Genomic DNA, 13,193 nt, shown 5'->3' on the forward strand with positions numbered 1-13,193 from the left:
CTTTTGCGCCGGGCGGCATTTTTCGTTTCGGGGGTGTGCGATGGCGGATGGCGATAGGGAAAAGGACGGTGGCGGGCGCGTGGTGCGGCAGGCGCGGAACCGGAAGACGCAGGTGATCCGCACCGGCGGCAAGCGCTGGTCGCAGGCGGCGGAGCAGCGGTTCCTCGAGGAACTGGCCGCCACCGCCAATGTGCGGGCGGCAGCGGAGGCGGCGGGATTCTCGACCACCGCCATCTACCAGCGGCGGATGCGCTGGCCGGGCTTCGCGGCGGAATGGCAGGCGTGCCTGGAGCAGGGCTATGCGCGGATCGAGGCGCAGCTCGTCGCGCTCGCCACCGACAGCCTGCGGCGCGAACCGGTCACCGGGGAAGCCGCCGGCAAGGCCATGAGCGTCGCGGAAATGATGAACCTGCTCAAGCTGCACCGCGCCTCGGTGAAGGGCGGTGCGCCGCAGCGCTACGATGCTCGGGCACTGCCGCCCGACATCGAGGCGGTGCGCGCGAGCATCCTGCGGAAGATCGACGCCATCGAGCGGGGCGGCGGCGCGAAGGCGCCAGGGGCAGGGCCGGGGCCGGGGCCGGGGGACGGGGACCTGGCGGACGGCCCGCAGGACGAGCCCCGGCCGGCAGGGGAGCGCGGCATGGGGGGAGCGTGACATGGGCATCGTGCTGCCACGGCTGGGACGGCTGAATGCGGCGCAGCGCGCGCTGCTGCTGCGGGCGCTGAGCAATGCCGAGCTGCGGGCGCTGGACGGGGATTGGGGCGAATGGGCGCATGACGGACAATGCGCGCCCGAAGGGGAATGGCGAACCTGGGTGCTGATGGCCGGGCGCGGCTTCGGCAAGACGCGGGCCGGCGCCGAATGGGTGCATGGGCTGGTGCGCGATGCGGGCGCGGTGCGGATCGCGCTGGTGGCGGCGACGATCGAGGAGGCGCGCCAGGTGATGGTGGAGGGGCCTTCCGGGCTGCTGGCGACCGCGGGGCATTTCGGCGGGCGGCCGGTGTTCGAGGCGAGCCGGCGGCGCGTGCTGTTTCCGAACGGGGCGGAGGCGGCATTGTTCTCGGGAGCGAACCCCGAGGGGCTGCGCGGCCCCGAGCATCATTTCGCCTGGTGCGACGAGCTCGCGAAATGGCGGCACCCCGCGGAGAGCTGGGACATGCTGCAGCTGGGGTTGCGCGCGGGCGCGGCGCCGCGCGCGCTGGTCACCACCACGCCGCGGGCGGGGCTGGCGGCGCTGCGCGCGATACTGGCCGATCCGGGCACCGTCGCGACGGGCGGCGCGTCCGGGGACAATCCGCATCTGCCCCGGGCCTGGCTCGCGGCGATGGCGCGTTCCTATGGCGGAACGCGGCGCGGGCGCGAGGAGATCGACGGGCTGCTCGATGCCGATGTCGCCGGCGCGCTATGGCCATCGGCATTGATCGAGGCATGCCGCGGCGCGGCGCCGGACGGGGACGCACTCGTCCGCGTGGCGATCGGCGTGGATCCGCCCGCCAGCGCCGGGGGAACCTGCGGCATCGTCGCCTGCGGTATCGACGGGAGCGGGACGGGGCATGTGCTGGCCGATCATTCGGCGAGCGGGCTGTCGCCGGAAGGCTGGGCGCAGCGCGTCGCCGCGGCGGCGGAGGCGCATGGCGCGGACCGGGTGGTGGTGGAGACCAACCAGGGCGGCGACATGGTGCGGGCGGTGCTGCGCGCGGCGGATGTGCGGCTGCCGCTGCGCACCGTGACCGCGACGCGGGGCAAGGCCGCCCGCGCCGAACCGGTGGCGGCGCTGTTCGAGCGCGGCAGCGTGCGGCTGGCCGGGCGGTTCGACGCGCTCGAGGCGGAATTGATGGGCCTGACGGCGACGGGGCGCTATCAGGGGCCGGGGCGCTCGCCGGACCGCGCGGACGCGATGGTCTGGGCGCTATGGGCGCTGATGCTGGCGGCGCCGGCGGCGCCACGGGTGCGTACCGCTTGACTTCTGCCGCCGAATCCGCTTTGGGCGCCGCTTCACGAAAAGTGACAGGCTTTGGGCGGTGGCCATCTCACCGCCTGGTCCGGGGTACCTGATACGGCCCCCGAACGAACGGAAGGAAGAAGACAATGCGTCATCGCGTTGGCGGCCGCAAGCTGCAGCGTACCTCGGCCCATCGCGCGGCCCTGTTCCGCAACCAGAGCGCCGCTCTGATCAAGCACGAGCAGATCACCACCACCCTCGCCAAGGCGAAGGAGCTTCGTCCGTATGTGGAGAAGCTGATCACCCTCGCCAAGAAGGGTGGCCTGTCGAACCGCCGCCTGGCCCATGCCCGCCTGCTCGACGACGCCCAGCTGGTGAAGCTGTTCGACGTTCTGGCCGCGCGCTATGCCGACCGCAACGGCGGCTATACCCGCATCATCAAGACCGGCCCGCGCGCTTCGGACGCGTCGCCGATGGCGATCATCGAGTTCGTCGATCGCGACGTCTCGGCCAAGGGCCAGGATTCGGGCCCGGTGCTCGTCGACGAGGATTTCGACGCCGTCGCCTGATCGGCCGCGATATCGAGACAGGGAGGGGCGGTCGCACCAGGGTGCGGCCGCCCTTCCGCTTTCCGGCGCCTTCATCGCGTCGTCCTCCCCCTCCATCGAGCCGTCCTTGCCCGGATGCCGCCGGGCGCAGCAGGCCTGCCGCGATCTTCGCTATCGGGAGGGCTTGCGTGCGTCTGGCGATCTGGTTCCTCGCTCTGCTGCTGGCGACAGGCTTCGCCGCATCTCCTGCTTCGGCGCAGGACCGATACATGGCCGGCCTCGGCAACAATCCGGGCTCGCCGGTCGGCACGCCCCTGGCCCCGCCTGCGGGCGTCAGGCTGGTGTCGGTCAAGGGCTTCGACAATCGCAAGGATTGCAAGGAAACCGAGCTCGGCGTCGGCGACGAGGAGCTCTGCCTGACCTTCTGCACCGAGGAGGATCGCTCCTATATCGTCCACATCCCCGCCGGCACGATGTTCAAGCACCTGGCCGGTGAAATCTTCGACCGGATGCAGCGGGAGAAGGGCTTCCAGAACGTGATCGTCGTGGACGACCTCAACTTCTTCATCGCGGACAGCCTTTGCGCCCATCTCATGCTGCCCCCTTCCGAACGGGAGGAGGCGAAGAGGAAGCTGCGGGCGCAGCGTGCGGCGAAGGGGGAGCCATCGCCCGCCAATCCCGGATTGCCGTCGGGAGGGCGGTTCCTGCTTCGCGCCATGTGCCTGAACCAGGAGATGGACGTGCCCGGCGAGGGCGCCGAATATGCGCTCGGGACGGTCACCAGCCACCCGAAGCTTCGGCTGGTTCTCGGCGCCGTCAAGGGCCGGAAGATAGAGGACGACCGCGCCAGGCGCCTGCTTCAGGACGCCATATGGGACGTCACCGAGGGCTATGGCCTGGAGCAGGAAACGCTGGCCAGGCTGCGCGCGCTTCCTGCCGGCCGCTAGCGGCGCGCGGCAATCCGGGGGAGCCAAACCGGTCATTTGGCTCCCGCAACATTTCCTGTCCTTCCCCGGCCGTCCACGGCTTCCCACATGGCGGGCATGAACCGGCAGTTCCCGCAATCCTCCCTCGGCGCCTGGCTTGCCGCGGCGCTGGCCCTTGCCCCGCTCGGCATCCTGTTCTGGGCCGTTTCGGCGACTTCCGGCAACGGCTCGGCTTGAGCGACGGCGCAGTCCGGGTAAAACCGGGCCTTTCCCATTCGGAGGCTCCATGCGCCGCGCCCTCATCCTGCCCCTGCTCCTCGCGACCCCCGCACTCGCCCAGACCCAGCCGGAGACCAAAGTGACCAAGCCCGCCTATCCCGACACCCGCCGCGTCGACGTGGTGGAGGAACAGTTCGGGGTGAAGGTCGCCGATCCCTATCGCTGGCTCGAGAACGACGTGCGCAACGACAAGGAAGTCGCCGCCTGGGTCGATGCCGAGAACAAGGTGACCAACGCCTATCTCGCCACGCTGCCGGGCCGCGCCTGGTTCAAGACGCGCATCAAGCAGCTCTTCGACTATGAGCGTTTCGGCGCGCCGCAGAAGAAGGGCGGCCGCTATTTCTACCTGCACAATTCCGGATTGCAGAACCAGGCCGTGCTGTTCGTCCGCGACCGGCTCGACGGCGAGGGCCGGGTGCTGATCGACCCCAATGGCTGGTCGAAGGACGGCGCGACTGCGCTGTCCGAATGGGCGCCCTCGGAGGACGGCAGATACCTGCTCTACGCGATCCAGGACGGCGGCACCGACTGGCGCACGGCCAAGGTGCTCGACGTCGCCACCGGCAAGGAGACCGGCGACACCGTCCATGGCATGAAGTTCACGCTGAGCGCGGCCTGGGCCAAGGACGGCAGCGGCTTCTATTATTCGCGCTATCCGGACGTCGCGGCCGACGCGAAATACCAGGCGCTCAACGAGAACCACAAGATCTACTTCCACAAGCTCGGCACGCCCGACAGCGCCGACACGCTGGTGTTCGAGACGCCCGACCATCCCAAGTGGAGCCATTACGCCCAGGTCACCGACGATGGGCGCTGGATGGTGATCACCACCAGCGAGGGCACCGACGATCGCTACCAGATCACGCTGATCGACCTGCAGGACCCGGCGCGCAAGCCGCGGGTGATCGTGCCGGGGCTGGAGAATAGCTGGGGCCTGGCCGGCAATGTCGGCACGAAATTCTACTGGGTCACCAACAAGGGGGCGCCGAAGCTCAAGATCGTCACGATGGACGTGGCGGCGGCGAATCCGGCCACGACCGACCTGGTGCCCGAGGATGCGGCGACGCTCGAAGGCGCCGCGATCGTCGGCGGCACGCTGGTGGCGAGCTATCTGGTCGACGCCAAGACCGAAGTGCGTCGTTACAAGCTCGACGGCGGCGCGATCGGCCCGGTCAAGCTGCCGGGCGTCGGCACCGCCTCGGGCTTTGGCGGAGAGCCCGACGATCCCGAGACCTTCTACGCCTATACGAGCTTCAACGAGCCGACGACCATCTATCGCTACGACATGGCGACCGGCATCAGCACGCCCTGGGCGCGCCCCAAGCTGCTGTTCAAGCCCGACGACTACAAGGTCGAGCAGCGCTTCTTCGCGTCGAAGGACGGGACGAAGGTGCCGATGTTCATCGTCCGCAAGAAGAGCGTGACGGGCCCGGCGCCGACGCTGCTCTGGGGCTATGGCGGCTTCAACGTCTCCTATGGCCCCAGCTTCTCCTCCTCGCGCCTCGCCTGGCTGGAGCAGGGCGGCGTGTTCGTCCTCGCCAACATCCGGGGCGGCGGCGAATATGGCAAGGCGTGGCACGATGGCGGCCGCCTGGCCAACAAGCAGAACGTGTTCGACGACTTCATCGGCGCGGGCGAGTATCTGATCAAGCAAGGCATCACCGGAAAGCACCAGCTGGCGATCCAGGGCGGCTCGAACGGCGGATTGCTGGTGGGCGCGGTGGTGAACCAGCGGCCCGACCTGTTCGCCGCGGCGCTGCCGGCGGTGGGCGTGATGGACATGCTGCGCTTCGACCGCTTCACCGCCGGGCGCTATTGGGTGGATGATTATGGCTACCCGTCGAAGGAAGCCGATTTCAAGACGCTCTACGCCTATTCGCCCTATCACAACATCAAGTCGGGCGTGGCCTATCCGGCGATCCTGGCGACCACTGCCGATACCGACGATCGCGTCGTGCCGGGGCATACCTTCAAATATGCCGCGGCGATCCAGCATGCGGACATCGGCGACAAGCCGCACCTGGTCCGCATCGAGACGCGCGCGGGCCATGGTTCGGGCAAGCCGACCGACAAGATCATCGAGGAAGCCGCCGATCTCTGGGCCTTCACGGCCAGGTGGACCGGCCTCGAAGTGAAGAGCAAATAGGGGCCAAGGGGCGCCGTTCCCCTCGCAGGGGAATGGCGCCCGGTCGCAAATCGGTTCAGCCGGGCGACAGGCTGGCGCGCATAGTTCTCGTTTCGCGAAAGTAACGGAGGGCGGCATGGATGTTCTGAAGCTTGCGGGCGGCGGGATCGCTGCGGTGGCGATGATGGGGCTGGCGATGCCGGCCCAGGCGCAGGAGCGCTGGCGCCCGTCGCGCGAGAAGCACAAGGACAAGTTCGATGTGGGCGACGCGATCGTCGGCGGCCTGGTGGTCGGCGGCGTGCTCGCGCTGATCTCGAGCGGGAAGAAGAAGTCGCACGGCGCCGAAGCGGCCGAGGAGCGGGTGCCGATCGATACCGGCCCGGTCGACGGCGGCCGCTATGGCGAGGCGCCGCAGCCCGCCGCCGGCCCGGTCGCCGAGATGCCGGCACCGAATTCCGCACAGTTCGACGGGCTCTATGACGAGGATGCCGCCGCCGATCGCTGCGCGGTGGAAGCGGAAAGCCTGGGCGAACGCTATGCTCGCCTGGCGCAGGTCTCCACGGTCACCAGCACCGTCTGGAACGGCAAGAGCTGGGTGATCAAGGGGCAGGTGGAGCTGGCCGACGGCTATCGCGACGCCACCCGGGAGAGCCATGGCTTCCGCTGCGCCCTGCGCCGCGGCAGCAGCCCGATCGTGACGATCGAGGGGCTGCAGTCGCTCTGAGGTCGTTCTTTGCGGAGGTGCAGGGATGGCATCGCGCGCGCTGTTGGGGATGTGGCCGATGCTGATGCCGGTGGCGGCGTCCGCACCGGCGCTCGATGCCGCGGTTCGTGCCGGGGGCGAGAAATTCCTCGCCGGGGAGCGCGGGGCATGACCGCGCCCAGGCTCCTGTCCGGCGGCAATCCACAGATTCCCAAGGGCGAAGGCGATGCGCCGGTGCAGGCCTATATCGCCGCGATGCCCGAGTGGAAGCAGCGGATCGGGCGCGCGATCGACGACCTGGTGATGGGGTCCGTGCCCGGCGTGCGCAAGGCAGTGAAGTGGAACACGCCCTTCTACGGCCCTCCCGATCGGGAGGGCTGGTTCCTCGCTTTCCATTGCTTCGACAGATATGTGAAGCTCACTTTCTTCCGCGGCACTTCGCTCGATCCGGTGCCGCCCGGTCCATCGAAACAGCAGGGGGTGCGCTATCTCGACATCCGCGAGGAGGACGGGATCGACGCGCCGCGGCTGGCCGCCTGGATCCGGCAGGCCAGTGCCCTGCCTGGCGAGAAGCTCTAGGTTGAGAACTCAAACAAGTATCTGATTTTCCGTCGTCATCCCCGCTTCCGCGGGGATGACGGGGTTGGCTGAATGAGTCCTCAGCCCAGGGCGGCGCGCCACCTGGCGATGTGAGGTGCTGTCGGCATTCCTTTCCCGGAGGGGAGGGGGAGGATCGGCCGGATGTGGGCCCAACCTAGTCGTTCAGGAAACGCCCGAGGGTGACCACCCCCTGCCGCTCCAGCCCGAGCGCCTCGTAGAAGCCGAGCGCCTCCGCATTGCCCTCGCGCACCATCAGCTGGATCTTCGGGCAACCCCGCGCGCGCAGCCACGCCTCCGCCTCGGCCATCAGCGCGCGGCCTAGCCCGGTGCCGCGGGCGGCGGGCGCGACCGCCAGATAATAGACCCAGCCGCGATGGCCGTCATCGCCCAGCATCACGCTGCCCGCGATCTCGCCGCCTTCCCCTTGCGCCACCAATATCGTCGCGCCTTCCGCTGCGAGCGCGCGGGCGAAATCCTGTTCGGGATCGTTCCAGGGCCGGGTGAGGCCGCAATCCCGCCACAGCGCGACCACCGGCCCCGCATCCCCGGCATGCGCCCGCCGGATCATGCCGGCCGCCGCGCGATGTGCCACAGCGTCACTGCGCCGATCAGCATCCACACCATGTTCAGGGTCGCCGAGGGGATTGCGCCGTTCCAGCCGCTGTTGATCACGAAACAGCCCGCGCCGACCACGTTCATCCACTGATAGGCGCGCGACCGGCCGGTCAACCTGCCGGAGGATAGCAGCAGATAGGCGACCAGGATCAATGCTGCCCCGGTCCAGCCGACAAGCTCGATCAGCAGCCTCTCGACGCTCATCGCGCGATGCAGGTGACGCCGGCCCACAAATTGGTCACCTTGCCGTCGGGCGCAGGCGAACTGAGCAGGCCGGAAAGTTCGCCCATCATGAACTCGTTGCCGATCGACGTCTCGCCGACATCCACCGTTCCCGCCGCCTCGAGCTCCTTGCGGCTGGTGCCGATGCCGATGCCCTTGGCCGTGGCGAACCCGGCGGACTCGCGCCCGTCCAGGTCCCAGCCGGCGAACTTGCCATCCTGGAAATAGAGCGAGAGCCCATCGCGGAAGGCCGCATAGCCAAGCGGGCCGGCGCCGCAATCCTGGCTGCTCGCTTCCTCGATCGGGTTGCCGAGCGCGGTGGCGAGCAGCCGCACCGCATCGGCCCTGGCCATGCCGAAGCGCACGGGGCGGGAAGCGCCGCCGGGAAGCGCCAGAGTCAGTTCGCCGGGTGCCAGCCTGATCCCGACGCCCGGTGCCTCCGCGTGCGCGTTCGCCGCAGGGGCTTCGGCATTGCTCGCGGGCGGCACGACGATCTCCGCCATATTGGCCGTCGCGTCCTTCTCCACCGGCTGTTTCGGCTCGGGCGAGCAGGCGGCGAGCAGGCCCAGCACGATGGGCGCCCATGGCAATGGCTTGATCGTCATCTTCGCTTCCCCACCCGGTTCGCGGCCATTTTCTCACTATCCCGGCGCGCCCGCAATGACCTCAGGCGAGCGCGGCGACCGGCTCCCGGCGGAAGCAGCCGTGCTGATGATCGTTCACCAGCCCCACTGCCTGCATCCAGGCATGGACGATGGTCGGGCCGACGAACTTGAAGCCCCGGCGCTTCAATTCCTTCGAGACCGCCTCGGAAAGCGGCGTGGTGGCGACGAAGCCATGGCCGGGGCTCAGGATCGGCTTGCCGCCGGCGAAGGCCCAGCAGAACTCGGCGAAATCCTCGCCGCGCGCCTGCATCTCGCACCAGATCTGCGCGCCCCTGATCGTCGCCTCGATCTTGGCGCGCGCGCGCACGATGCCGGGGTTCGCCATCAGCCGCTCGACGTCCTCGGGCCCGAAGGCGGCGACCTTCGCCGGATCGAAGCCGGCAAATGCCGCGCGAAAGGCTTCGCGCTTGCGCAGGATGACGATCCAGGCGAGCCCGGCCTGGAAGCCCTCGAGCATCAGCGCCTCCCACAATTCCCGCGAATCGCGGATCGGCACGCCCCATTCGGCATCGTGATAGGCGCGGTTGAGCGGATCGCTCACCGCCCAGGCGCAACGCGGCAGATCGTCGGTCATCGGCTTCCCCTGATCGTCTCGCCGATACGCACTTCGCCCAGCCCGAGCCAGCCCGCCATGCGGGCAAGTTCGATCGCCAGCCGTTCCTCGGTGTCGCGCGGTGCGCCCGGCTCCAGCGTCACTCGGTGCGCGAGCAGCCGGCCGGCCTGGCGATCGGCCTTGAGGTCGACGCGCGCGACGAGCGCTTCGTCCATCAGGAAGGGCAGCACGAAATAGCCATGGGTCCGTTTGTCGGCAGGCACGTAGATTTCGATCCGGTAGCGGAAATCGAACAACCGCTCGGTACGGCCGCGTTCCCAGATCAGCGGGTCGAAGGGTGCCAGCAGCGCGTCGCCGCGCACGCGGCGCGGCATGCGCGCGTCGCGGTGCAGCCAGGCCTTCTGGGCCCAGCCCTGCACCCGGACCGGGATCAGCGTGCCTTCCTCCTCCAGCTCGGGGATGGCGCGACTGGCCTCCTCCGGCTTGAGCCGGAAATAGTCGCGCAGATCCGCCGCCGTCGCCACGCCGAGCGCGCGGGCGCTACGCTCGATCAGCACGCGCTGGGCAGTCGCCGCATCGGGCGTCGGCAGGTCGTAGATCGCGCGCGGGATCACCCGTTCGCTCAGATCATAGACCCGCTCGAAGCTGCCCCGCCGCGTGACGGTGGTGATCTGGCCCGACCAGAACAGCCATTCGAGCGCCAGCTTGGTCTCGCTCCATTCCCACCAGCCGCTCCTCGAGCTGCCATTCTCGAACTCGGAAGCGGCGAGCGGCCCTTCGCCGGCGATGCGGTCGCGCACCGCCCGGGCCTCGGCATTGCGTTCGTGCGCGAACAGGCGGAGCTGCCGCCAGCCGATCTCGCCGCGTTCGGCCCGGGCCATCCGCCACCGGAAATGCGGGTGGAGATCCATCGGCAGCAGCGAAGCCTCGTGCGCCCAATATTCGAAGAGCCTGCGGCCGCGCTTCGGGCCCCAGGCATCGCGCTCGAGCAGGGCGCGGTCATAGTCGCCCAGTCGCGAAAAGGCAGGCAGATAGTGCATCCGCGTCAATACGTTGACGCTGTCGATCTGGTGGAGGCCCAGCCGATCCACGGTGCGGCGGAGATGCGCGGCGCCGACGCGGGCGGGCCGGCGCAGGCCGAAGCCCTGCGCCGCGAGGAAGATGCGGCGCACCTGCTTCGGCGAAAGCGTTTCCCCGGCGCTCATTGCGCGGCGAGCGCCGCGAGATCGGCCGGCAGCAGCTGCTTGAACAGGGCGAGCACGCGCCTGCCCTCGGCGGGCGGCAAGGTGATCGCGTGGCGCACCGCCGCGGCGATCAGCGTCATCATCAGCTGGGCATAGCGCCCGACCGCCGCGGGGCTCGCTCCCTCCGCGACCGGCCGCACCGCCTCCGCGAGCAGATTGGCGAGGAAGGCGCCATCCTCTTCATCGAGCTTCTGCAGGGCGCGGTCGGCCTGGGTCGCCTGCCAGATGTCGCGCATCACCGGTTCGTCCACGAACATCCGATAATAGCTGTCGACGATATTGCCCAGCGCAGGGCGCAGGTCCGCGATGGTCTCCACCGTGGCCAGATCGCGCGCCACGCACGCGCGGCCGATCGCGTTGCAGCGCTCGGCCAGCGTGCCGATGATCGCCGTCTTGTCCGGGAAATATTGATAGAGCGAGCCGAAGGGGATGCCCGTGCGCTCGACGATGTCGCTCATGCGAAAGGCGTCGCTGCCCTTCTCCGCCATCACCGCCGCGGCGCATTGCAGGATGCGCTCGAACCGCTCGCGGCTGCGCTTCTGCACGGGCACCATCGGCGCCCGCGCCCCGGGCAATGCCGCCTCTTGTCCTCCCGCTGCCGGCCTTCGCCCCATTCCGCTTCCCATCGCATGCGCTTGACGATTCGAATACGAGGGATTATCGGGTTTTGCAAATACGATATATTCTCGCATTCAATCGAAGGGCCTGGATGATGCGCACCTTTCTCGTTCCCGGACTGCTCTGGTTCTCGGCAATCGGCTGCGGGCTGATGGCCGGGCTCTATTATGCCTTCTCCACGTTCATCATGACGGCGCTCGGCCGGATTGCCCCGGCCTCGGGCATGGCGGCGATGCATGCGATCAATGTCGACATATTGCGCTCGTCCTTCCTGCCGCTGTTCCTCGCTACCACCATCGCGGCCGGGCTGCTCGCGGTGGTCGGCGCGCTGCGCTGGGGCGAGCCGGGCGCGCTGGCGATGGTCGCCGGCGGCACGATCTATCTGCTCGGCATGTTCGGCGTGACGATGTTCTGCAACGTGCCGCTCAACGACGCGCTGGTCGCGGCCGGCGACGGCACCGGCCCGGTCGAGATCTGGGCGCGCTATCTCAAGGAATGGACGATGTGGAACCATGTCCGCACCCTGAGCTCCATCGCCGCGTTTGCGCTGTACATCGCGGCGCTGGTGCAGCGCTAGGTCGCCATCCCCGCCGTCACTCCCACTCGATCGTCCCCGGCGGCTTCGAGGTATAGTCGTACGCGACGCGGTTCACGCCCCGCACTTCGTTGACGATGCGCGTCGCCACCCGGGGGAGAAACCCGCCCGGGAACTCGAACGCCTCGGCGGTCATGCCGTCGATCGATGTCACCGCACGCAGCGCCAGCACCGAATCATAGGTGCGGCCGTCGCCCATCACGCCGACCGTGCGCACCGGCGTCAGCACCGCAAAGGCCTGCCAGATCGCGTCGTAGAGCCCGGCGTTGCGGATCTCCTCCAGATAGATGGCGTCCGCCTTGCGCAGAATGTCGCAGCGCTCCCGCGTCACTTCGCCCGGGATGCGGATCGCCAGGCCCGGCCCCGGAAAGGGATGGCGGCCGACGAACTGCTCGGGCAGCCCCAGTTCCCGGCCCAGCGCGCGGACTTCGTCCTTGAACAGCTCGCGCAGCGGCTCGACGAGCTTCATGTTCATCCGCTCGGGCAGGCCGCCGACATTGTGGTGGCTCTTGATCGTCACCGAAGGCCCGCCGGTGAAGCTCACGCTCTCGATCACGTCGGGATAGAGCGTGCCCTGCGCCAGGAAATCGGCGCCGCCGATCTTCCGCGCCTCTTCCTCGAACACGTCGATGAAGGTCTTGCCGATGAACTTGCGCTTCGCCTCCGGATCCGTGACTCCGGCCAGGCCGGCGAGGAACAGCGTCTCGGCGTTCACATGGACGAGCGGGATGTTGTAGTGGTTGCGGAACAGGCCAACGACCTGTTCGGCCTCGCCCGAGCGCATCAGCCCGTGATCGACGAACACGCAGGTGAGCTGCTCGCCGATCGCCTCGTGGATCAGCACCGCGGCCACCGCGCTGTCCACGCCGCCCGAAAGCCCGCAGATCACCTTGCCGCTGCCCACCTGCGCGCGGATCTCGGCGATCTTGGCCTGGCGGAACTCGGCCATGGTCCAGTCGCCCTGCAGCCCGCAGACGTGGCGGACGAAGTTGGCGAGCAGCTTGGCGCCGTCGGGCGTATGGACCACCTCCGGGTGGAACTGCATCGCATAATAGCGCCGCGTATCGTCGGCGATCACTGCAAAGGGGGCGCCGGCGCTGTGCGCGACCGGGCGGAAGCCGGGGGCCAGGTTGGTCACCTTGTCGCCATGGCTCATCCACACCTGGTGGTTCTCGCCCTCGTGCCACATGCCGTCGAACAGCACGCAGCCATCGTCGATCTCGATGAAGGCGCGGCCGAACTCGCCGCTGTCGCCAAGCTGCACCGTGCCGCCGAGCTGGTGCATCATCACCTGCTGGCCATAGCAGATGCCGAGCACCGGCAGGCCGCTGTCGAAGATCTCCTGGGGCACCCGGGGGCTGCCCTCGTCCAGCACCGATGCGGGGGAGCCGGAGAGGATGATCCCCTTGGGCTGCATCCGGGCAAAGGCCTTGGCGGCGGTGGTGAAGGGCGCGATCTCGCTATAGACGCCCGCCTCGCGCACGCGGCGCGCGATCAGCTGGGTAACCTGGCTGCCGAAATCGACGATGAGGATGGAATCTGCATGCTGGTCCATGC

At 68.8% G+C, this 13,193-nt stretch carries 16 protein-coding genes; 9 read left to right on the top strand and 7 right to left on the bottom strand.

The features are described 5' to 3' along the window. Nucleotides 1–40 precede the first annotated feature (40 nt). The 8 genes from BGP17_RS21770 to BGP17_RS21805 all read left to right on the top strand — a co-directional run bounded on the left by BGP17_RS21770 (nucleotide 41) and on the right by BGP17_RS21805 (nucleotide 7,103). Nucleotides 41–655: a hypothetical protein gene (locus tag BGP17_RS21770; protein WP_286713588.1), complete on the top strand. Its 615-nt coding sequence runs from the start codon at nucleotides 41–43 to the stop codon at nucleotides 653–655. A 1-nt stretch (nucleotide 656) separates the two neighbouring features. Continuing rightward, nucleotides 657–1,964 carry a terminase large subunit domain-containing protein gene (locus BGP17_RS21775; RefSeq protein WP_286713589.1) on the top strand — a complete coding sequence of 436 codons (1,308 nt, stop codon included), beginning with the start codon at nucleotides 657–659 and terminating at the stop codon, nucleotides 1,962–1,964. Between the two features lie 125 nt (nucleotides 1,965–2,089). After that, on the top strand, nucleotides 2,090–2,512 hold the full coding sequence (rplQ, locus tag BGP17_RS21780) for a 50S ribosomal protein L17 (protein WP_086128670.1): 423 nt from the start codon (nucleotides 2,090–2,092) through the stop codon (nucleotides 2,510–2,512). Nucleotides 2,513–2,679: 167 nt separating this feature from the next. Next, entirely contained in the window at nucleotides 2,680–3,438 is a 759-nt protein-coding gene (locus BGP17_RS21785) for a hypothetical protein (protein ID WP_286713590.1), read from the top strand. Nucleotides 3,439–3,703: 265 nt separating this feature from the next. Then, nucleotides 3,704–5,842, top strand: coding sequence for a prolyl oligopeptidase family serine peptidase (locus BGP17_RS21790; protein ID WP_286713591.1), 2,139 nt, complete (start codon nucleotides 3,704–3,706; stop codon nucleotides 5,840–5,842). 115 nt (nucleotides 5,843–5,957) lie between these two features. Then, nucleotides 5,958–6,545 carry a hypothetical protein gene (locus tag BGP17_RS21795; RefSeq protein ID WP_167297973.1) on the top strand — a complete coding sequence of 196 codons (588 nt, stop codon included), beginning with the start codon at nucleotides 5,958–5,960 and terminating at the stop codon, nucleotides 6,543–6,545. A 25-nt stretch (nucleotides 6,546–6,570) separates the two neighbouring features. Then, complete coding sequence (locus tag BGP17_RS21800; RefSeq protein ID WP_286713592.1) at nucleotides 6,571–6,696, top strand: hypothetical protein; 126 nt, start codon at nucleotides 6,571–6,573, stop codon at nucleotides 6,694–6,696. After that, nucleotides 6,693–7,103: a DUF1801 domain-containing protein gene (locus BGP17_RS21805; RefSeq protein ID WP_286713593.1), complete on the top strand. Its 411-nt coding sequence runs from the start codon at nucleotides 6,693–6,695 to the stop codon at nucleotides 7,101–7,103. Before BGP17_RS21800 ends, BGP17_RS21805 begins: the two co-directional genes overlap by 4 nt. A 175-nt stretch (nucleotides 7,104–7,278) precedes the next feature. Here BGP17_RS21805 and BGP17_RS21810 read toward each other — a convergent pair whose 3' ends face one another. From BGP17_RS21810 to BGP17_RS21835, 6 genes are all read right to left on the bottom strand, one after another. Then, nucleotides 7,279–7,692, bottom strand: coding sequence for a GNAT family acetyltransferase (locus BGP17_RS21810; protein ID WP_353681890.1), 414 nt, complete (start codon nucleotides 7,690–7,692; stop codon nucleotides 7,279–7,281). After that, nucleotides 7,689–7,943, bottom strand: a complete 255-nt coding sequence (locus BGP17_RS21815; RefSeq protein WP_286713594.1) for a CBU_0592 family membrane protein — start codon at nucleotides 7,941–7,943, stop codon at nucleotides 7,689–7,691. The genes BGP17_RS21810 and BGP17_RS21815 overlap by 4 nt, the downstream gene beginning before the upstream one ends. Continuing rightward, on the bottom strand, nucleotides 7,940–8,566 hold the full coding sequence (locus BGP17_RS21820; RefSeq protein ID WP_286713595.1) for a hypothetical protein: 627 nt from the start codon (nucleotides 8,564–8,566) through the stop codon (nucleotides 7,940–7,942). The genes BGP17_RS21815 and BGP17_RS21820 overlap by 4 nt, the downstream gene beginning before the upstream one ends. A 61-nt stretch (nucleotides 8,567–8,627) precedes the next feature. After that, nucleotides 8,628–9,200: a DNA-3-methyladenine glycosylase I gene (locus BGP17_RS21825; RefSeq protein WP_167297978.1), complete on the bottom strand. Its 573-nt coding sequence runs from the start codon at nucleotides 9,198–9,200 to the stop codon at nucleotides 8,628–8,630. Further along, nucleotides 9,197–10,384: a winged helix-turn-helix domain-containing protein gene (locus BGP17_RS21830; RefSeq protein WP_167297979.1), complete on the bottom strand. Its 1,188-nt coding sequence runs from the start codon at nucleotides 10,382–10,384 to the stop codon at nucleotides 9,197–9,199. The genes BGP17_RS21825 and BGP17_RS21830 overlap by 4 nt, the downstream gene beginning before the upstream one ends. Continuing rightward, nucleotides 10,381–10,998 carry a TetR/AcrR family transcriptional regulator gene (locus tag BGP17_RS21835; protein WP_286713597.1) on the bottom strand — a complete coding sequence of 206 codons (618 nt, stop codon included), beginning with the start codon at nucleotides 10,996–10,998 and terminating at the stop codon, nucleotides 10,381–10,383. The genes BGP17_RS21830 and BGP17_RS21835 overlap by 4 nt, the downstream gene beginning before the upstream one ends. Before the next feature lie 137 nt (nucleotides 10,999–11,135). Between BGP17_RS21835 and BGP17_RS21840 the strand changes: the two genes are divergently transcribed. Further along, the gene (locus BGP17_RS21840; protein ID WP_286713599.1) at nucleotides 11,136–11,618 is read left to right on the top strand and encodes an anthrone oxygenase family protein; all 483 of its coding nucleotides are present in this window, start codon (nucleotides 11,136–11,138) and stop codon (nucleotides 11,616–11,618) included. A gap of 16 nt (nucleotides 11,619–11,634) precedes the next feature. Here the strand turns inward: BGP17_RS21840 and guaA are convergent, their stop codons facing one another. Next, the gene (gene guaA, locus BGP17_RS21845) at nucleotides 11,635–13,191 is read right to left on the bottom strand and encodes a glutamine-hydrolyzing GMP synthase (protein ID WP_167297982.1); all 1,557 of its coding nucleotides are present in this window, start codon (nucleotides 13,189–13,191) and stop codon (nucleotides 11,635–11,637) included. Nucleotides 13,192–13,193: the final 2 nt, after the last annotated feature.

The sequence above is a fragment of the Sphingomonas sp. 67-41 genome, assembly GCF_001899725.1.
Lineage (GTDB): Bacteria > Pseudomonadota > Alphaproteobacteria > Sphingomonadales > Sphingomonadaceae > Sphingomonas > Sphingomonas leidyi.